The sequence below is a fragment of the Spongiivirga sp. MCCC 1A20706 genome (assembly GCF_046524175.1).
Classification (GTDB): Bacteria; Bacteroidota; Bacteroidia; order Flavobacteriales; family Flavobacteriaceae; genus Spongiivirga.
The window spans coordinates 1-19,631 of record NZ_JBEFZF010000006.1 but is presented as its reverse complement, the minus strand read 5'-3'; the positions used below and the strand labels follow the sequence as shown (position 1 = coordinate 19,631).

The following is a 19,631-nucleotide window of genomic DNA, read 5'->3' as shown; positions in this document are numbered from 1 at the left end:
CCCAGTGTAATTTACAATGGACTTTGGAAACCATGACTTGCGTTTATAATTATTGAACATTAACTTCATAAGATTCCTTCAGGTTATTTGTTAAAACCTTTTTTATCTTAAAGGTAATAGGTCCTTTAGGTCTTGACTTCCATTTAAACCTAAAGGTTTTGAAGCCAATCTTTTTATTCAAGAAATTCGGCTTTTTATCAAGAACTCCGATTGTTTTACCTTGTTTATTTACCGCTTCAATGCTGATTGATCTAACCAAAGATTGTACTATTACAGCATCGAGCTTTGGTAGCCATTCGTTACCACATTCATTAGGCGTTGGACAAGGAGGAATGGGGCCTATTTCAAAGTAAATTTGCTCGTTAAGCCTAGCGAACTTCAAAGCTTTTTTATTTCGTGCATTAAGCTTAGATTCTGTTGTTTTTAGTTCCTTTAAATCACGTTCTGCTTTCTTATCACCTTTCTTTATCTTTTTTAAGATCATCTTTTTTTTCAATTGAATATCCTTTGTTTCCTTCGAATAATACATTTGAAACATGTCAGCTTCGTTGAAAACAACAGCATTTCTTTTTTGCGGGAGTTTTGATGTACTCTTTTCGACGATTTCCTCTTTTGTAGCCAATTTTACATCTGCTTTTTGTGCTATTGTTAAGCTGCAATTAATAGAGGCGATTGCTATATACAATATTAAGTTTTTCATTTCTTGAGACTTTTTAAGTTACTGATTAATCAAGTAATTCTCTAAATATTAATTCGTTTTTACGAATTCCACTCTCCTATTTTGCGCTTTTCCTTCTGGGGAGGTGTTATCAGCAAGTGGATTTTCTTCTCCCATCCCTTCGGTGGCGATCAAGCTTTCATCTACCAGAAACTGATCAATCAGAATCTGTTTTACCGCTTCAGCACGATCTTGTGATAGTGCAAGGTTCATTTCTGCGTCACCATCACTATCAGTATGGCCAATAATATTGATTGCGATGTCACCTTGTTCGAGCATTTTTGCAATTTTCTTTAATACGCCATATGATTCTGCTTTAATTGACGCGGACCCTGAATTGAATAATATTCCAGTGGTTGTAAACCTTCCTTCTTCTAGTAACTGGTTTCTTAAGTCCTGACCGCCGGCAGCAATTTTGAAATTAGTAATAAATAACTGATCAATTTCATCTCTTAAACTTTTAGGATATAGTTTAAAATTGGTGATTCCTTCAGGGACTAATCTCGGTATATCTACTACCTTATTTTCATTCACCCATAAGCGGAAACGACTTTTATTCACTGCTATTGAAATATGCATTTTTTCTAGTAAGACACTTCTAATATCTTTTCCAATTTGGTTGCGCATAATCCGTTTATCATCGACTCGTTTTTCGACTATAAAACCCGGATCGATGAATAGACACATCGGTATTTCTACCCAAGCTCGGTTTGGAGAGCCTTGATACCCGCTATTATCATGTAACCATACTTCTAACATGGCTTGTGAGCTAGTTTTTAGATCTAAACCTTTTGTTAAAAGATCAAACTCTATCGTATATTCCTCAGGAAGTGTGTTTTCAAGCATAGGCACATAAACTGATTTGCTAACTAATCGGAACCATTTTTCTTCATCGATTTCCACAAGTTCTCCCGAACCATTGGTATCCCATCTTGAAGGAAAGTCTCCCAATGCATCATTGGAAAAATCATCATATAAGAGCATTTCTTCCCCTGGGACGAAATCAAATTTAGAATATACTTCGAGTGCTTCTAGGTCGGTTTCCAAACCTTCCATAGATTCACCTTCTGTTTGGTCATCCATTTCTACACCTTTCTTCGATCTGTTTTTTCGACGCTTCTTTTTTCTTTTCTTCAGTCCAATAAACTTTCCGTCACTATTAAAAATAGAATCAAAAGTTTTTTCTGTTTCGTTAGCGGCTTTTTCTTCCACCTTTCTTTTTAAAGCTTCTTCAGCAGCTTCTGCAGCTCGTTTTTTTAGTTTTTTCCATAGTTGCGCGTCTGCGGTGCTAAAGCTGAAGATTGCTAATAGCAGAACGATAATTCTTGTTGTTTTCATGATGGTATATTTTTAGTATACCATTTAATGATATGGTCAAAGAAAGGTTAACATATCTTCACAATCATTACTAATTTTAGATAGAACGATTATAAAGCATATGGTATATCAGTAATTATTTGACCAGATAGGATCTGGTCACCTTGTTATTTTCAAACACTTCAACTTTTATGGAATAAAGATTGTCGTTGTAGTTTTCTATTTTAAGATTTGCAAAATTAATTAGGCCCTTAGCATCGGGTAGCGGAGATAGTAGGTCTATCGTGCCACCACCAATAGCTTTATCATTACTGTCATAAAAAATGACCTCTACTTTTTCTGCTTTGCTATCGACCAGTAGATATTCTAAATCTTCATAACCACATTCATTAGGGGTAGGGCAGGGAGGAATAGGAGGGATTAAATCAAGCCCTAGCTTCTCCAAATTTATAATATTGTTAAGTTCTTTTTTCCAGAAGTTTAATTGATTATCGCTTGTTTGATTGTTAGCATTTGAGATTTGTTCTTCTAAATAATATTTATATAAGTCTCCCTCATAAATATAATTAGTGGCAGTAAATTCTGCCTCGTCCGGTATTTGCCCTTGATAATCGGTAACACAGGATGTAAAAGTTATTACTACTAGAACGCCTAGAAAGGTTTTAATTGTGTTTTTCATGATGTAATGGTTTATTGTTAATTATTTGATCTGTTTTTAGTTTAATGATATCTGCTTATAAAAGTTAACAAGCAACTAATACGCTGTTGTTGGGCTGGGAGAACAGTAAATAAAGTCAATAAAGCAATCTGACTAGAAAGTGACAGATTAAAGCCTTTCTCTAGTTGTCATTATTCATGTTATTCTTTTTTAAAAGAGACCACCTTGATAATTCTATGCTTATGAGAGATTAGTAATTGATAGATACCAGTATCAAGATGGTCTATATTTAAATACACCTTTGTTTTAGGTAGTGAGTCTATTATGCCAGTGTAAACACCATCACTATTTTTCATTATTTAACAGGTGTTATGAATGTTTTTTGATTTGATATTGTAAAAGTATTTTTAATAAGAGCTAGAGGCTATGAGTATTGTAACAAAACCTGTAAAATATGTAACAACCTTTATTTACTGAGGTTTTTAGAGCGGTATTTCAGGCTTTTTTCAAGAAATCAGTAGGAGTAACCCCATAAGTTTCTTTAAAACATTTAGTAAAATAAGCGGGGTCGTTGAACCCGACTGCATAACCTATTTGAGAAATATTGATTTGATTTTCGTGAAGAAGTTTTGTAGCAATTTTTAATCGTTGAGATCTTATAAACTCGGTAGCCGATAGACCTGTCAATGCTTTTAATTTTCTATGCAATTGCATACGACTCATACCGATTGTTTCAGCAAAAGCTTCAGCTTTAAATTCTGATTCTGTTAGGTGATTATCCAAAACTGTTTGCACCTTATTTAAAAATAGCTCATCAACTGCGTTAACAGCAATGTCTTTAGGTTTTAAAACTATTTCTTGACTATACCGTTGCCGTAATTTTTTTCTGTTGGATAGTAGGTTGTAAACTTTGGTAGCTAGTATTTTTTGATTAAATGGCTTCGTGATATAATCATCCGCGCCAGTTTCAAGTCCGATCAAGGTATTTTCATCTCCGGCTTTTGCGGTTAATAGTATAATAGGGATATGACTAGTTCGTTCGTCGTTTTTCAGTTGCTTAGTTAGTTCTGTGCCATTCATAACAGGCATCATTACATCACTAATAATAATATCTGGTACTTTTTCTAGGGCAATTTTACATCCATGTTGTCCATTATGAGCGCGAATAACCTCATACAAATGCTTAAAATGGTCGTTTAATAAATTCCCCAAATCTAAATTATCTTCAACAATAAGTAATATTGGTTTTTCATCATTATTAGAGTCACCTTCCCCAGAAATTAGGTGATCATCATTTAAAACAGTTAAACTTTTGGCTAGAGGAGATTGGGTTTTTTTAAATGTCGCGTATTTAATATTCGCTTTATCTAAAGAGATGGTCAATTCGAATTTGGTGTATTCATTCTTTTGACTATCTACATGAATTTCTCCACCATGCAGTTTTACCAATTCATTGACCAAAGCAAGTCCAATACCAGTGCCTCCTTTTGAGTGTTGAGATTGATAGAATCGCCTGAATATGTTTACCTTTTCTTCTTCGCTTAGCCCATCTCCGGAATTTATGATTTCAAGATGTAACTTGTTGTTTTTAATATCAGCTTTTAGCGTTATCTTTCCATTTTCAGGAGTGAATTTTATCGCATTTGATATAAGGTTAGTAACAATTTTTTGCAAAGCATCCGTATCAATCCATCCATTAGAAATATCATTATCAATAGCAAGATCGAAATTTATTTGTCTTTGGTGCGCCAAAGCAACAAAGTCATGTGCGACTGCTTTTATAATTTTTAAGGGATTTGCCTGATTGATGGTAAGCCTCATTTTGCCCGACTCTATTTTCGAAATATCCAATATTTGATCTACTAGTTGTGTTAAGCGATCAGTATTTTTTAAGACTATTTCAAAATCACCTTTATCGCTTTCACTATATGTTTCATTGGATAATTTATTCTGAACATGACCCTTTATTAGAGTAAGCGGAGTGCGTAATTCATGAGAGATATTTGAAAAAAAATGAGATTTGGCCCTATCAAGCTCTTTAAGTTTTGCAGTAGTTTTTTGACGATTTCGGAATAGTATGAAAATGAAAATTCCAGCTATTACAACTAACAGAATACCAGCAATAAACAAGCGCTGCTGATTCGTTTTTTGTTCTTTTATTAGTTCGTTTTGTGAACTCAAAAGCGCTATTTCTTGTTCACTTTGAAGCACTTTATACTTGGATTCTACCTCCTTGGATCGTTTTCTGTTTGCTTTTTTATTAAGGTCAACTTTGAGTTCATATGCCGCTTTATAAAACGTACTTGCCTTTTCGTGATTCCCCAATTCCAAATTGCAAAAACCAAGTTCCCTTAACAACCTATGATATATTTCTGTTTCTTTTTCGTTTAGAGGTTCATACAAAGCATAGGACTTTTCCAATTCGGCCAGGGCTTCACTATATTTTTTCAAGCGATATCGTTTGAAATAACCATAGTAATAGTATGTTTTTGCAAGTAGTAAGGCATCATTTTTATCAGCTAAATAGGCAAGATGAATTTGGAAATTTTCATCAGCGCTTTTGAAATCTCCTTTTTCGAGATAATAGGAATAAAGTATATTATACAGTCGGCTAACGTATGTTATATTATTTTCTTTCAGAAAATAAGGTAGTGCTTTGTCTATATATTCCTTGCATTCTTCAACTTTGCCAATCATTCCGCTTAAATCAGATAAGTAAACATAACCAGTATGAATTTGTTCCTTATTGTCTATTTTTTTAGCATCTGACAAGGCTTTTTTTGCTAAGCTATATGCTTCTTCAACACTTTCGTATGTAAATGTTAAGCGTGAGATTTCTGATCTTTTTATAATCGCTCCAATAGTCGTGGGGTCGATATATGATTTTAATCTACTTAACGAATCTATTTTGATATAAAATGGCAGTGCAGCGTTAAAATCCTGATTGGTATAATGACCATCACCCATTGATTTGAGAACTTCTAGTTGTTCAGGCCAAATAGTTGATGCTAAATAGTACTTTTGAATACTATCATAAAAACCTGTAGTGTCTTTGATCTGTAGTTTTGGCTGACTTTTGAAAATAATAAGAGCGCTTTTAAATGCAAGCGAATCATTTTTTCGTTCTGCCAGTTGTTGTATTAGGTCTTTAGAAATTGTATATGCAGTATCATATTTTCTATTTTTCAATTCAGTTTTCGCCTTAAGATAAATAGAATCAAAGTAACTGTCAGATTGTGAAACAACTATTGTTGTACCAGAAAGAAAAAATATAAATAAAAATATATGACAAGCCCTACACATTTACTATGTGTTTGATAGCTAAAAGATAGGAAATTTCTTGCGAACTAAATTAGGGACTAGTTTTTATTGCAATACTACTTTATGGTTATATTGTTCTGTTCCTTTGTTAATACTAGGCCGAGTGAGATTCAATGTCACTTCTCCAAATACTTGATGAGTCCATATAAAGGAATACACCTTAATGCCGGATGTAGTATCGGTAAATATTGGGCTTACATTAAGTGTTGCAACCACATTGTCATTGGCATCGATAATTGAAGCGTCAATAAAACTAATATCTTTAGTAACAATACCTTCAATCTGATTACTACCACAGATAATATTATACTTGCAAGGTGGCATTGGTATTGGAATTTTAGGATCGTAGGATGCCGCATTAAATCGCAGCAGTCTACCAACTTCAACAGCATCTTCGTATGCAGTTTTATTACCTGTATTATTGTCTAATTCTTTTTTTAGGTGATTAGCGTATAAATCCGATTCTAATAAATAAGTGGTGCTAAATTTGCTGTCGGTTTGGGCAAATTGAAGCTGAGTACATCCTAAAGCAATTACTATGAGGAGTTGTAAACGTAATTTGAGAATAGACATTTTTGTTAATTTAGGGTTTTGCAAGATATAAAAAAGGAAGAATTCATTCCAGATTGTTGACTTTTAAGCAATGTAAGCTACTTTTTTGTGATATTGACTAGTTCTTTGATTGCTATTATTTTTCCTTTTCTGTTATACTTTTCAGCGCGTAAGAGCAGTTTGTCATTTGTATACCATTCGGATACAGTTCCCTCGGTTTTAATACCAGCTTGATTACTATAATTATAGGTTATTTTTTTGCATTCGAAAGTGCCCATATTAGTCGTTTTCATTTCGTTATCCACCACTTTCCTTTGGCTTATTTCAAAGATGATCTTGATCAATGTCTTTGTTTGTCCTTCGACCGCTGCCGTAAAAGTACCACCATTCAAATCTTGGCCTACTTCCAATTGAGAAGGAAATTCAAGAATATCTCCATCCATTTCAAATACGAAATCTAATGCATTGTATTTCGATAAAATGGCAGTCTCAAAAAAGTGGATCATTTCATAAGACATCATCCCGTTTTCACAACTAATTTTATACGTTGTATCGAAACTATCTTCATTAGAAGTAGAAATGACTGTACTATTCACAGTAGCTTGAGACCAATCATTTTCCGTGTCTAAAAAAGTAGTTGTAACCGTTGTTTGGTATATGGCTTTTCCTTTTTTGTTGTACGTATTATAAGTAAGCGCATTGCCTTCCTTTAAAAGGAGGGCATTTTCACAGTTTTGTGCGTTGAAATGAGTTGTAAAAACAAGAAATAAGAGACTTAAAGTTGATTTGGTAAATTTCATGATCACCTAGTTCATATTATAAATTAAGATAGAGTCGTCTTCACCTTGTACTACGAATTCTGGATTCTCATCATTATCAATATTGTCCATTGCAATTGCAGAAGCACCGTAAACTGGAAAGTTTGGTAGTAATTTAGCATTGCTGTCAAACAAGTATACCTTTTTAGCTTGTACATCTGTTACCGAAACGTAGATTTTGTCGTTGAGATAAAAGATGTAGGGTTCACTATAAAGGCCATAATCAAGTTGAACTTTTTTCTTCTTAATTGTAAGCGTATTATCTGATAAACTAGCAAGTGTTTTGCTTGTTGTTGTGAAGCTATGTTGGGCTTGTAGCCCTAATTTTGCTACTTCCGTTTTACCTGATTTGTCTACAAGATGTAAAAGTCCCTTTTTGTCAGTCGCTACAAACTTATTTCGGTAAAAGTATATTTGGTTTTCGGAAAAATCGATTTTTTTATTGACTTTGATTCTTTGTTGTCCACGGCGGTTAAGAATATGTAGAATGCCATCTGTAGTAGGAAAGACAATGTAATCTTTTCCTGATGACCTGACGTGTTTTGGGGCGTGAATTAAGTTGGAGCTTGCCTTTGTAAACTCGAAACCTTTTACAGTCTTTCCCCCACCATCTAGCATTAACAAGTGGTTGTTTTGTGTAATTAAGAATCGATAATTTCTACTTTTATCGTAATCAAAAACAGCGATAGGTTGAGTAATTTCATCCTCAAAACTTATTGGGAATGGATCAACTACTTTTCCGTTCCGATCTAAAACATGTAGTTTGTGAGGAGTATTAAAAATGAGCTGTAACCTTCCATTTTTATAAAGATCGACTTGTTTGATTCCACCAACTATTTTGCTTTCTAGCTGTTTTTTCCATAAAATATTACCTTTATTAGAAATAAGGTATAAGATGTTGTTTTCATCTTGTACCACTATTTCTTTTTGTTTTGTTCGATGGTTTGTGACTAGCTGCAGTTTGCTTGTAATTTTATTGTCCAATGTTATGCTAGCAGTTTGTGCCACAACGTTTGTTTTGACGGTGCCTTTTTTCTTTTTGATAATACCGTTTAAATATCCAAAATCATCTTGATAGTTCAATTGAAAAACTATCCAAGGGTATTCCTTTAGATCCAGTTGATTAATTTCTTTAGACCTTTTCGTTGAGACTTTGTCTTTCAAAATAGATTTAAATTGATCTGCATTTGCAATAAAAGTGAATGAAGTTTCTTCTGACAGATGATCTATACCATTTTTAAAATGATCATTCTTTTCAATTGTGTTCCCATTCTGAAATGAAGAAATAATGTCTTGAAGCGGGGCTATTTCTTTTGAGAAAATATAAGAATCATTGACTTTGAAGTAGTAGTTTATATCAATTTCTGGAAGAATGGTAGGGGTATTTTTATTAAAGATATCGGAAATGCTGAACTCATAAATAGAAATATCTCTAAATTTTTTTACTTCGTTTTTTTCACTTGCTATAGCTTCATTAGTTGCAAAGACGTCTTTAGAATGTATTAAAATGGCAGTATTTTTGTCAAGCTGAAGCTGTGATATTTCATCAATATCTTCAAATATTGGATGATAGCTTTTCCCTGTAGGAGCCCCAGTTTTTTCCAAATATTGGTTAATGTTCTTATGTAAAACGGCAAAATCGTTAAATGCATATGCTTTGACATAGGTGCTTGTAGCTGGGGCAATTTTTGTGCTTTGCAATAAATGTCCTTCCAGACCTTTAAGAATATTAAAGTGTAGTTGAACTGAATCACTAGCAGTAACAACTCCGTTGAACTGCATATCGTGGCCATCAATATCGGCATCAATCGCTACCCAATTAGCAAGATGTTGATAAGTATTTCTTTTACTATTTGGGAGCATGCTGGTCAAAAGGTCATTTGCATTTTCAATATTGACAAAAAATGAGAACGGGGCATTTATATCTGTAGTCTTGTACAATTTTTTGAAGGCTTCAGAGGTGAAAACACTAGGTGATTTATAATGACGAAGTGTATTTTCAGCCAGCAGTTTGGAAGTTGAAATTATCACCTTATCGTCAATAGATAGTTGGTATACTTCATGATCATCTCTTTTTATTTGATTGATCGTGTTATTTAAATAAGTGGAAGAGGTAATCTGAAATTTAGATGAGTTTAGGCTTTGCTTAAAGGTGCTGTTACTTTCCGTGACAATGGTAATTTCAAAACTATTTCTACCTTCATTTGAAATGCAAACTAGAGCGGTTTCATCAAAATTAAGATCTTTTAAGAAAGAAAGTTTATTGGTAAACTGCTTTTTGAGGTAAGTATTCTTCAAAAGACTTATAAAGTCATGATTCTGAAGATTACTTTTTAAAATGTTTAGGCTATTTGTTTTTATGATTACTCCTGAATTGTGGGGAATTAAACTAAAGACATCAGTTTTAGATGTGTTTTGTTCATTACAACTGATAAATAAGAGTATAGTCACTAAATAGGATAACAGACTTTTTCGCATCGATTCAATCAATATTTATAAGATTGAAAAGTAGCTTTTATTCATTTTGTGTAAATGATAGCCGGAAGTCTTTTTTCAACAAAACAATGAACGATTTACTTATAGGTCTAGTGAGAGTTGTTCGGGAAGTAATCTGAATGATTTACGGTGGTATTTACAAGGGCCATATTTTTTAATTGCCGCTCGATGCTCTTCCGTAGGATAGCCCTTGTTTTTTTTCCAATTATACATGGGAAATTCTTCGTGGATTTGCATCATATAAAGATCTCGATATGTTTTAGCAAGTACCGAAGCGGCTGCAATATTCAAATACTTACCATCACCCTTGATAATAGTTTGATGCGGAATTTCTTTGAAGCACTTAAATCGGTTACCATCAACTAAGATAAACTCAGGGTTCGGATTTAACTTTTTTATAGACTTATGCATGGCAAGTATGGAAGCATTTAGAATATTGATTTTGTCAATTTTTTCAGGAACAATATGCGCCACTCCAAATGCTACACTTTGTTGTTCTATAATGGGTTGTAATGACAGTCTTTTTTTCTCTGACAGTTGTTTAGAATCATTAAGTATTTCGTTTGAGAAATCGGTCGGAAGAATTACTGCAGCAGCGGTGACTGGACCTGCTAAACATCCCCGTCCAGCTTCATCCGTGCCGCATTCGAGAATGAACTTACTAAACTTAAGATTTAACATTTAATGTTTTGACTGTATTTTAGTTAAAATTGTTGATAGATTACACATAAAGATTACAAAAAAATAAATATTTTTCAATAAACGAATACTTTGATTAGCAAATATTTAGTTTAACCTTTGAGCGTTCTTGTTAAACATACTCATTTTTTTGCTTTATTAACAAATTATTAGGATGTTTGCGATTGACTAATTCAAATAATTTAAAAGTATGAGATCAAAGTTTACTTTGTTTCTAACGCTATTATTGGCGTTGGTTACAAGTTTTTCCTTTGCACAGGAAAAGACGATTACTGGTAATGTTACCTCGGCATCCGATGGTTTACCATTACCTGGTGTGAGCGTCGTGGTACAGGGTACTTCGCGCGGAACGCAAACTGATTTTGATGGTAATTATTCCATCAACGCTTCTTCTAGCGAAAGTTTAGTTTTTTCTTATTTAGGTTTAAAAACTCAAACTATTTCAGTTGGCGGTAAGACAACAATCAATGTTGTTTTAGAAGAAGATGCAGAAGCATTGGAAGAAGTTGTGGTAACCGGTTATTCTACAGTTAAAAAGGAAAGCGTAACGGCTGCTCAAACTACGGTAACGGCCGAAACTATTGAAAATGTTCCTATTCCAGCTTTGGATCAGGTACTGCAAGGTCAGGTAGCTGGTCTTAGTGTGAATGCTGGATCAGGACAACCTGGGGCTAGTGGTACTATTATCTTAAGAGGGCGAAGTTCATTTAATCCGAACGCAAATATTGAGCCTCTTTTCATTATTGATGGTGTTCCTGTTGATGAGGATAATTTTAGAAGTATAAATTCTAACGATATCGAAAATTTAACCGTTCTAAAAGACGCGAGTGCTTCTGCAATATATGGTAATAGAGGTGCGAACGGGGTTATTATAGTAACTACTAAAAGAGGTAGCTTTAATCAACCTTTAAGTGTAACTTATAGATCACAATATGGTTTTACCGATTTAATAGAGCCAAACATTAATTTCCTTAGTAGCTCTCAATTTTTAACTTACCAAAGAGATTTGGGTGCAGGTGCTGGTAATGGCTTGAGTGATGCAGAAATAGCACAATTTGGCCGAGTTAATACTAACTGGCAGGATTTCTTATTAAGACAAGGTAAAACTTTTTCTCAGGAATTAACTTTTTCTGGTGGTGGCGAAAACTCTCGTTCTTTTAGTTCTATACAGTATTTTGAGCAGGAGGGTACTTCTTTGAGGTCAAAGTTACAGCGTATATCATTGCGTTCAAACTTAGATGCTAGATCTGATAAATTAACATTCTCTACAAATATATCATTAAACTTTACTAGAAATGATTTTGTTGTAAATGGAGCTGCTGGTGGTGGTTCTTTAGATAACCCGTTCTTGGCAGCTTTTATTAGTTTGCCTTATTATTCACCTTTTAATCCTGACGGTTCTTTAAACATTACAGGTTTAAGCAACGATCCGATAACAGGTGCTGCGTTGGCTCCAACTGGTTTCCAGAATACGCCATATGTGACTCAAAATACCAATCGATTTAACACTAATCGTGAAGATGAAATAAGGGCAGTAATCAGTGTGAGTGGTAAATATCAATTAACAGATAACGTGTCTGTAGGTACTAATGTTGGTGTAGATTATACTCAGGAAAGCGATTTAGATATTATTAGTCCTACAAGTTTACGTGGTATTGCAAATGTTCCAAACCCAACTGCGCAGATTAGAGGTAGCAGAAGAGAAGCTACTCAAAGAGCTTTAAGGGTGAACTGGTCTAATAATATTACATATACCAATACATTTAATGATAAGCACAATCTTGAGGTTGGTGCGTTTACGGAGTACTTTAAACAGCAATTCCGTGATGCAGGATTTACAGGATTTGGTATTGATCCTAGATTACCAAATTCTATTTTGGGTTTAACAAGTGGTCAAACAGCGGACCCTGATGGTACTACTCCTTACGTGCCTACTTTAGAAGGTAGAAGTGTGGATTTAGGTTTATTTTCTGTTTTCGGACTTGTGCGCTATGGATATGATGGTAAATACAATATCGAGGCGAATATTCGTCGTGATGCTTCTTCGCGTTTCTCAAGTGATAATGAATGGGGGACATTCTTTTCTGTCTCTGGAAGATGGAATATTACTAAGGAAGATTGGTTGAGTGATTCTACTTGGATTGATAACTTGGCTTTAAGAGCGGGGTATGGAGAAGTAGGTAATCAGGATATTGGATTCGGTCAAGCAAATATTTTTGCTACAAGAGATTTATTTTCTTCGGGAACAGGTTATGCTGGTAACCCTGGGGTATTTCCTTTCGCTATTGGTAATCCTGATTTAAGATGGGAGACAAAGAAAAGTATTAATGTTGGACTTGATTTTGGTTTTATGAAAGGGCGTCTATCCGGATCTCTTGATGTTTATCAAGAAGATACTGAAGACATTCTTCTGAGTGCACCAATTTCTGCAACATCTGGTTTTACAACAATATTGAGAAACCTTGGTGAGCTTAGAAATACAGGTGTTGAGTTTGCGATGTCTTATGATGTAGTGCAAACTAGTGATTTGGTTGTTAACTTATTTGCAAATACCGCTTACAATAAAAACGAAGTTATTTCAATAGATGGCGAGCAAGAATTTGTAGATAGAGGTCTTACACAATCTTTATCAGTTGGAGATCCTTTTGGATCGTTCTTTGATGTACGTTATGCTGGGGTTAATCCAGCAAATGGACGACCTTTGTTTTTAGACGTTGACGGTAATGTTACAGAACAATTTAGTTTGGATAATCGAGTGATCTTAGACAAAACAAGAGATCCTGAATTCTCTGGTGGATTTGGGTTGAACGTAACTTATAAGGGATTTGGTTTAACAAGTTTATTTAGTTACGCAACAAACGTTTGGAGAAACAATGGCACCTTAGCGGTTGTAGAGGATCCTTCATTAGTTGGAATTGCTAATCAATCTACGAGAGTATTAGATCGTTGGACGCAGCCTGGTGATATTACTGATATCCCAGATCCGCAGTTTTTTAACCGTTTCGCGGATGGAACTCGTTATTTAGAAGATTCGTCTTTCTTAAGACTACGAAACGTGACATTGGGTTATACTTTTAATTCTGATCAATTGAAGAATCATTTCAAGAGCATTCAAATCTATGTACAAGCTCAGAATTTAGTGACTTGGTCTAAGTGGAGAGGATTTGATCCTGAAGATAATGATGCTGGTTCTTTCTTTGATTTTCCGGTGGGAAGAACGTTTACGTTAGGATTTGATATTAATTTTTAATTAGAGTTAATCATGAAAAAATATAGTTTTTATTTAATAGCATCTCTTTTTGTATTTCTCTCTTGTGAGGATGCCAGAGAGATTGACCCCATTGACTTGATTGATTCCAGTCAAGCCTTTGGTACTGTAGGAGATATCGAGCAGGGGGTTCAGGCTGCTTACGGATCTTATAATCCTGAAAATGTTATAGCGTTTTCTTCAAGATTTGTTGATGACTTAAGAATAGGATCTAACAGTGGTGGTCAAGGTATTGCCGACTTGTCGCAGGTCCTAGATCCAGGTAGTGGAAGTACTACAGGAATATGGACATCAAGGTATGGAGTTATAAATCTTGCAACTCAGGTTATTTTGGCCATTGAAGGTTTTGAAACTGATGATGCCGATGAGCGAGCTAGATTAAACAGGGCTTTGGGTGAAATGTTAGCTTTACGATCCTTAGCTCACATCGATTTGATGGCTCTTTATTCATCTGATGATAACATTGCGCCAGGAGGTGAATTTGCTCCGGATGCTTTGGCAGTTCCTTATGTTAATAGTATAATTGTCTTTGAACAGCCTGTAAGGAATACTGTTGCCGATTTAAGCGCTGCCATAACTGCTGATTTGGATAGAGCGGCATCCGTTTTGGGTAACCAAACAGATCTCAATAGAGTTACACCAGAATTTATTACTGCAGCTAGAGCTAGACTTGCCCTTTATACAGGGGATAATGCAGGTGCGATAGCTAACGCTAATGCTTTGATAGCTGCTATCCCGTTGGCAGATAAGGCGGACTATTTAGGTATTTTTAGAGATACAAATGACGAAGAAGTTATTTGGTCATTAATTAGAAACCAAGCAGCAGGAGGAAGTCCGGGTACTTTGTTTTCTTTCGGGACAAGAAACCCCTTTCTAGAGGTGTCTTTTGGTTTAGGAGACTTACTAGATCCTATGGATGCTAGAAGAGAAGTTGTTATTGATTTAGTAACTAGTGAATCTGGAGAAACAAGAGTCGGTAAATATTTTGGTAGACCAGGTGAGGATCTTAGAAACAATGTTAAAGTTTTCAGAGTGGCTGAGCAATATCTTATCAAAGCGGAAGCTCAAGCACGTTCAAATGATTTGAGTGGAGCCGCTACTACAGTTGACATGCTTCGAGATGCAAGATTTGGGTCAGATCAACCTACACCTTCATACGGAAGTTTAAGGGATGCGATTGAAGATATTCTTTTAGAAAGAAGATTAGAGTTGGCTTACGAAGGACATCGTTATATTGATTTTAGAAGAACTCGTGATATTTTGGGTAATGGCATTGTTCGTGATGCTAGAGATTGTGGGGCGCAGGGTATTCCTTGTGGTATCCCCGTAGATGATCGCCGTTTTGCTATGCCAATCCCTAATGTTGAAATTGCAGGAAATACGGCAATCGTTCAAAACCCGGGCTACGGTAACTAAAAATTTAAAATATTTAAAATGAAAAAACTAGTTTATATCCTACTAATAGGGTTTTTAATTGGTTCCTGTGATAAAGATTCGCAGGTAACTGCTGATTCTCAGGGAGCACAAGCAATAGCCTCTTTCAATGGAGGTGAAGTTTTGGTAATTAATCCCGCGGCTGATACAGAAAACAGATTGGTAATAGGTGTTTCTGCTGCATCTAACGTAGATAGATCTTTTACACTATCAGTTGATGAAGACTCTAGTCTTGACCCGACGCTCTATGATATTCAATTAACAGGTATTATTCCTGCTGGGAGCTACACCGGAGAGGCGTTAGTGACAACATTTGCGACAACTGATTTCCCTGAACAGGGCGATGCTCTGATTCTAAATTTGGTATCAGTTGATGGTGCTACAGTTGTTGAGGGTGGTGCTCGTAACACACTTTCTTTTGGTTTCACAGTTGAATGCCCTTCTTTTGAATTATCTAATATTGTTGGGACTGCAACAACTGTTTCGAATGAGTTGCTTAGTGCATTTGGGTTAGAAGATACAGCTGCAGATCCTCGTACTGTAGTAGAGGGTCCAGGAGAAAATCAAATTACCATAGTTGGAGGTTTTGGCGTTAGCACGTCAGATGATATTATTTTGAATATAGATCCTGCAACAGGAAATATTACAAATGGCTCTCCAGATGGAACATTGATATTTATTAATGGTGGTACAACACCTGTTCCTGTTACAGGGATTTCGGGTAGAGCCTTAACATGTATAAATCAAATTACTATTGAAGCTGCAAATGGAGTTTTCGGCGGTGGATTCGCTGCATTTACTTTGGTATTGGTCGTACAATAGAGTAATTAAAGTTAAATTAAAGCCATATAATTTAAAATTATATGGCTTTTTTAGTTTTTACTTTATTGGAATGAAATTTTTCGTGAAGGAAGGTAATCGTATTTTTGATTTTTTCTTCACTAAGAGTTTTGCTCAGATTTGACTATTAACATTTTAATAATAAATAATTGGTTAAAAAAAATTACCTTTAAAACTTAAATTTGGTTTTATGAAGAACTTACTTATTATTCTATCTTTTGTTGTGGCCACCGGGTCAGTTTTTTCTCAAGGAACAGTTGATTCCTCTTTTCGTAAAGTAGAATTTATTACATTAAGACCAAGTAACAAAGATGGTGTGAAGGGAACTCCTTATATTCATAGTGATTTTCTACCAGCTTCGATACAGGGTTTTAAAGGAAGTTATCTAGTTAGGTATAATGCTAGTGAAGAACAGATGGAGGTAAAAGTCGGTGCTGGAGTAAAGGTGGTGCCGGTTTCAAATGTTAAAAGTGTGAAAATTAAATCTACCGGCGAAACCTATATTCCTATGGGAGAAGCCTATGGAAATGCTTTCGGTAGAGTTGTTTGGGAAAGTGCTGATGGAAATATGCTTCTTGCTCGGGATGTCATCGGTTTTCAAGAAGAACAAAAAGCAAAAAATGGATATGGGAATGATAAGCCTGCGAAGTTTCTTAAGAGTAGATCTTCTTATTATCTGAAGACAAAGGGTGAGTTAGTTCAAAAACTACCGGAGAAGAAAAAGAGGTTCTTTAACGTCTTTAGTGATAAGAAGGATGACATTGCGCAGTTAGTCAAAAAACGAAAATTTAAATTAGATGACGAAAATGACTTAAAGCAAATTGTCGCATATTATTACAAAAACTAGATATAACCCCTCCCTTCTGGAGGGTTTTTTATTTCACAAAACCTTACCACTTAAATTAATTCAAATACCATACCTTTATCCCGATAACAATCGGTACCATGTGGCCGCTGTATAATCATCAGCAATAATACATGAAATACACATTTTTCTGTTTTTTCTTTTTCAGTATCTCATCATTTGTCTTAGGACAAGACTTACCGCCGAAACCAGATAACAATACTGACCCATTTAATCAGCAACAACAAGACTCCACCATTCAAAAAAAGGGAGGGCGTACATTTGATCCTGAAGCATTGGCTAGAAACAAGCAAGTAAAGCCAACAATCGACTTATATAAAGTCATTTCACATAATCGAGATACCACTTTTATCGACACAACACTTACGATTCAAAAAGAATATAAATACAACTATCTGCGTAAGGATAATTTCGAATTACTGCGTTTCTCTAATGTTGGACAAACTTATAACAGTCTTGGTTATTCATTTAAGCGTTCATCCATTTACCCGGAATACGGTTTGAAGGCAAAGCATTTCGCATACAAAGAACTTAATGATATCTATTATTACCAGGTTCCCACTCCCGTCACTGATATTCTTTTTAAAACGACCATGGAGCAGGGGCAGTTGTTGGAAACGATGATCACTCTTAATCCTAGTCCAAATTTCAATATTTCGTTGGCTTACAAGGGGCTCCGCTCATTAGGTAAGTATCAACACATATTAACTAGTAACGGTAACTTTGCAATAACTTCCAATTACAATACTACTAACAAAAGGTACCACGCCCGTTGGCATATTGCTGCTCAAGATATAACCAATCAGGAAAATGGCGGAGTTGAAGATCTAGAGGGGCAGTTTACCTCAGGTGAAGACGAATTCAAAGACAGATCTCTAATAGGAGTCTTATATCAAGATGCTGAAAACCGATTGGACGGTAAGCGGTACTTTCTCGACCATGACTTTAGCATCTTTAAGAAAAATGATTCGCTTAGAAGGTATAACCTTAAATTAGGACACGTATTTAATTACGAAACTAAATCTTATCGTTTTGAAAAGACTGCTGCAGATACTTTTTTTGGCACCACCCTCGCCTCTGGATCGATTGATGATCGTTCTAAGCTTCGCGCTATGAACAATCAATTGTATTTAAGCTACGATTCGAAACTAACAGGTGAACTTAAGTTTACTAGTAGTTATTATAATTATAACTATATACATGGCAGTACCTTTATTAACGAAGATGAAACAGTTATTCCTAATAACATAAAGGGCAGTACCATAGGCATCGGTGGTAGTTGGCAGCACAAAATAGGTCAGTTCGATATTGGTGCTAACTTACAAACTATTATTACAGGCGATTTATCCGGAAATAGTCTGAATGCTAATGCTGGCTATCAATTTTCAGACGACCTTTCGTTAAGTGCCTCCATACAATCCGCCTCAACAGCCCCTGATTTTAATCTAATAATGTATCAAAGTGATTATACAAAGTATAATTGGCTTAACAATTTTGACAATGTTAAAACTCAAACTGGGCAATTCAATTTTAAATCAAAAAAATGGTTCGATATTAATGTCAGCTATTCCATTATTGATAATTACGCATATTTTGGTAAAGAAATACTGCCTGTCGAATCAACAGAAGTTGCACAAGCACAACCATTTCAGTTTACTGGGACTATCAATTATCTAAAAGCAAAACTACAGCACGAAATTAGGGTTGGTAAGTTTGCGCTGCACAATACGGTTCAATACCAAAATATAACCCAAGATCAGCAAGTCATTAATGTGCCTGAAATTGTTACACGAAATACCCTGTATTATTCCGGTTTTCTATTCAAAAAAGCCATGTATTTCCAATCTGGATTCACACTAAAGTATTTTACCGAGTATAATGCTGACGAATATAGCCCCTTAATTGGCGAATTCTATACCCAAAATCAAACAAAGATCGGTAACTTTCCGGTTCTCGATTTCTTTTTCAATGCAAAAGTGCGCCAAACACGTATTTACTTAAAGGCTGAACATTTTAACAGTAGCTTTACAGGTTATAATTTTTTATCGGCACCCAATTACCCATATCGGGATTTCATAGTGCGCTTTGGTGTTGTATGGAATTTCTTTACGTAACATAACTTGGGCGCTCCCGCGGTTGCTAAAGCTAAGTTGGGTCGGGCTGTCACTAGTCGCTTCTTCCATAGTTAAAAACCAAGAAGAGAGCTCCAACATGCCGTTTCATCCATAACGCAGATGAACACTTGTTTAGCGATTATAAAGTGCGTATTAATAAGTTTACAGTAACGAGATTGTGGTAAAATTGGAAAACCTTTTGCTGTAAAGTAGCTTTTTTTAGTAAAAATGTGTTTTGTGAAATTGAGCAAAAGCCTATAAATAAAGGGCTTGAAAAAGATGCTGAAAAAACTTCGAAAAAAACAACAAAAGTCTTGCGGTAAATCAAAAGACTATTCTATATTTGCAGCCGCTTAGACGGGGAACGTTTGGGTTAGTTTAAAGAGTTCATTTTGTATTGGGAGTTGTGAGATAAAAAAAATTAATTTTTTTTGTTGTGTGAATTAAAAACTGTTTTTATATTTGCACCCGCTTTCAGGGAGAGTGAAAAAAGTTCTTAAAAATTAGTGGTTTTATGGTAGGTGTTTAGAG

14 protein-coding genes are annotated in these 19,631 nt (G+C 35.1%); 5 read left to right on the top strand and 9 right to left on the bottom strand.

Annotated elements, in window-relative coordinates; genetic code table 11:
* Positions 1 to 49 precede the first annotated feature (49 nt).
* The 9 genes from ABN763_RS14255 to ABN763_RS14215 form a co-directional block, all read right to left on the bottom strand.
* Positions 50 to 700 (bottom strand): hypothetical protein, encoded by a 651-nt coding sequence (locus ABN763_RS14255; protein ID WP_410486161.1) that lies wholly within the window; start codon positions 698 to 700, stop codon positions 50 to 52.
* Positions 701 to 748: 48 nt separating this feature from the next.
* The gene (locus tag ABN763_RS14250) at positions 749 to 2,056 is read right to left on the bottom strand and encodes an OmpA family protein (protein WP_410486160.1); all 1,308 of its coding nucleotides are present in this window, start codon (positions 2,054 to 2,056) and stop codon (positions 749 to 751) included.
* Positions 2,057 to 2,171: 115 nt separating this feature from the next.
* Positions 2,172 to 2,714: a hypothetical protein gene (locus ABN763_RS14245; RefSeq protein WP_410486159.1), complete on the bottom strand. Its 543-nt coding sequence runs from the start codon at positions 2,712 to 2,714 to the stop codon at positions 2,172 to 2,174.
* Positions 2,715 to 2,893: 179 nt separating this feature from the next.
* Complete coding sequence (locus ABN763_RS14240) at positions 2,894 to 3,049, bottom strand: hypothetical protein (protein WP_410486158.1); 156 nt, start codon at positions 3,047 to 3,049, stop codon at positions 2,894 to 2,896.
* Between the two features lie 139 nt (positions 3,050 to 3,188).
* Positions 3,189 to 5,882 (bottom strand): ATP-binding protein, encoded by a 2,694-nt coding sequence (locus tag ABN763_RS14235; RefSeq protein ID WP_410486157.1) that lies wholly within the window; start codon positions 5,880 to 5,882, stop codon positions 3,189 to 3,191.
* A gap of 177 nt (positions 5,883 to 6,059) precedes the next feature.
* Positions 6,060 to 6,587, bottom strand: coding sequence for a hypothetical protein (locus ABN763_RS14230; RefSeq protein ID WP_410486156.1), 528 nt, complete (start codon positions 6,585 to 6,587; stop codon positions 6,060 to 6,062).
* 77 nt (positions 6,588 to 6,664) lie between these two features.
* Entirely contained in the window at positions 6,665 to 7,366 is a 702-nt protein-coding gene (locus ABN763_RS14225) for a hypothetical protein (RefSeq protein ID WP_410486155.1), read from the bottom strand.
* A 6-nt stretch (positions 7,367 to 7,372) separates the two neighbouring features.
* Complete coding sequence (locus ABN763_RS14220; protein WP_410486154.1) at positions 7,373 to 9,862, bottom strand: hypothetical protein; 2,490 nt, start codon at positions 9,860 to 9,862, stop codon at positions 7,373 to 7,375.
* A gap of 99 nt (positions 9,863 to 9,961) precedes the next feature.
* Positions 9,962 to 10,561 carry a ribonuclease HII gene (locus tag ABN763_RS14215; RefSeq protein WP_410486153.1) on the bottom strand — a complete coding sequence of 200 codons (600 nt, stop codon included), beginning with the start codon at positions 10,559 to 10,561 and terminating at the stop codon, positions 9,962 to 9,964.
* 208 nt (positions 10,562 to 10,769) lie between these two features.
* Here ABN763_RS14215 and ABN763_RS14210 point away from each other — a divergent pair, with 208 nt between their 5' ends.
* The 5 genes from ABN763_RS14210 to ABN763_RS14190 all read left to right on the top strand — a co-directional run bounded on the left by ABN763_RS14210 (position 10,770) and on the right by ABN763_RS14190 (position 19,100).
* Positions 10,770 to 13,829 (top strand): SusC/RagA family TonB-linked outer membrane protein, encoded by a 3,060-nt coding sequence (locus ABN763_RS14210; protein ID WP_410486152.1) that lies wholly within the window; start codon positions 10,770 to 10,772, stop codon positions 13,827 to 13,829.
* A 12-nt stretch (positions 13,830 to 13,841) separates the two neighbouring features.
* Entirely contained in the window at positions 13,842 to 15,263 is a 1,422-nt protein-coding gene (locus ABN763_RS14205) for a RagB/SusD family nutrient uptake outer membrane protein (RefSeq protein WP_410486151.1), read from the top strand.
* Positions 15,264 to 15,281: 18 nt separating this feature from the next.
* Entirely contained in the window at positions 15,282 to 16,103 is an 822-nt protein-coding gene (locus tag ABN763_RS14200) for a hypothetical protein (protein ID WP_410486150.1), read from the top strand.
* 208 nt (positions 16,104 to 16,311) lie between these two features.
* Complete coding sequence (locus tag ABN763_RS14195) at positions 16,312 to 16,968, top strand: hypothetical protein (protein ID WP_410486149.1); 657 nt, start codon at positions 16,312 to 16,314, stop codon at positions 16,966 to 16,968.
* A gap of 131 nt (positions 16,969 to 17,099) precedes the next feature.
* The gene (locus ABN763_RS14190) at positions 17,100 to 19,100 is read left to right on the top strand and encodes a putative porin (protein ID WP_410486148.1); all 2,001 of its coding nucleotides are present in this window, start codon (positions 17,100 to 17,102) and stop codon (positions 19,098 to 19,100) included.
* The last annotated feature ends 531 nt before the right edge of the window (positions 19,101 to 19,631 follow it).

What these genes read in the sequence shown, in the direction of transcription:
- ABN763_RS14255 (WP_410486161.1), bottom strand. Translation starts at nt 700, where the DNA reads ATGAAAAACTTAATATTGTATATAGCAATCGCCTCTATTAATTGCAGC.
- ABN763_RS14250 (WP_410486160.1), bottom strand. Translation starts at nt 2,056, where the DNA reads ATGAAAACAACAAGAATTATCGTTCTGCTATTAGCAATCTTCAGCTTT.
- ABN763_RS14245 (WP_410486159.1), bottom strand. Translation starts at nt 2,714, where the DNA reads ATGAAAAACACAATTAAAACCTTTCTAGGCGTTCTAGTAGTAATAACT.
- ABN763_RS14240 (WP_410486158.1), bottom strand. Translation starts at nt 3,049, where the DNA reads ATGAAAAATAGTGATGGTGTTTACACTGGCATAATAGACTCACTACCT.
- ABN763_RS14230 (WP_410486156.1), bottom strand. Translation starts at nt 6,587, where the DNA reads ATGTCTATTCTCAAATTACGTTTACAACTCCTCATAGTAATTGCTTTA.
- ABN763_RS14225 (WP_410486155.1), bottom strand. Translation starts at nt 7,366, where the DNA reads ATGAAATTTACCAAATCAACTTTAAGTCTCTTATTTCTTGTTTTTACA.
- ABN763_RS14220 (WP_410486154.1), bottom strand. Translation starts at nt 9,862, where the DNA reads ATGCGAAAAAGTCTGTTATCCTATTTAGTGACTATACTCTTATTTATC.
- ABN763_RS14215 (WP_410486153.1), bottom strand. Translation starts at nt 10,561, where the DNA reads ATGTTAAATCTTAAGTTTAGTAAGTTCATTCTCGAATGCGGCACGGAT.
- ABN763_RS14210 (WP_410486152.1), top strand. Translation starts at nt 10,770, where the DNA reads ATGAGATCAAAGTTTACTTTGTTTCTAACGCTATTATTGGCGTTGGTT.
- ABN763_RS14205 (WP_410486151.1), top strand. Translation starts at nt 13,842, where the DNA reads ATGAAAAAATATAGTTTTTATTTAATAGCATCTCTTTTTGTATTTCTC.
- ABN763_RS14200 (WP_410486150.1), top strand. Translation starts at nt 15,282, where the DNA reads ATGAAAAAACTAGTTTATATCCTACTAATAGGGTTTTTAATTGGTTCC.
- ABN763_RS14195 (WP_410486149.1), top strand. Translation starts at nt 16,312, where the DNA reads ATGAAGAACTTACTTATTATTCTATCTTTTGTTGTGGCCACCGGGTCA.
- ABN763_RS14190 (WP_410486148.1), top strand. Translation starts at nt 17,100, where the DNA reads ATGAAATACACATTTTTCTGTTTTTTCTTTTTCAGTATCTCATCATTT.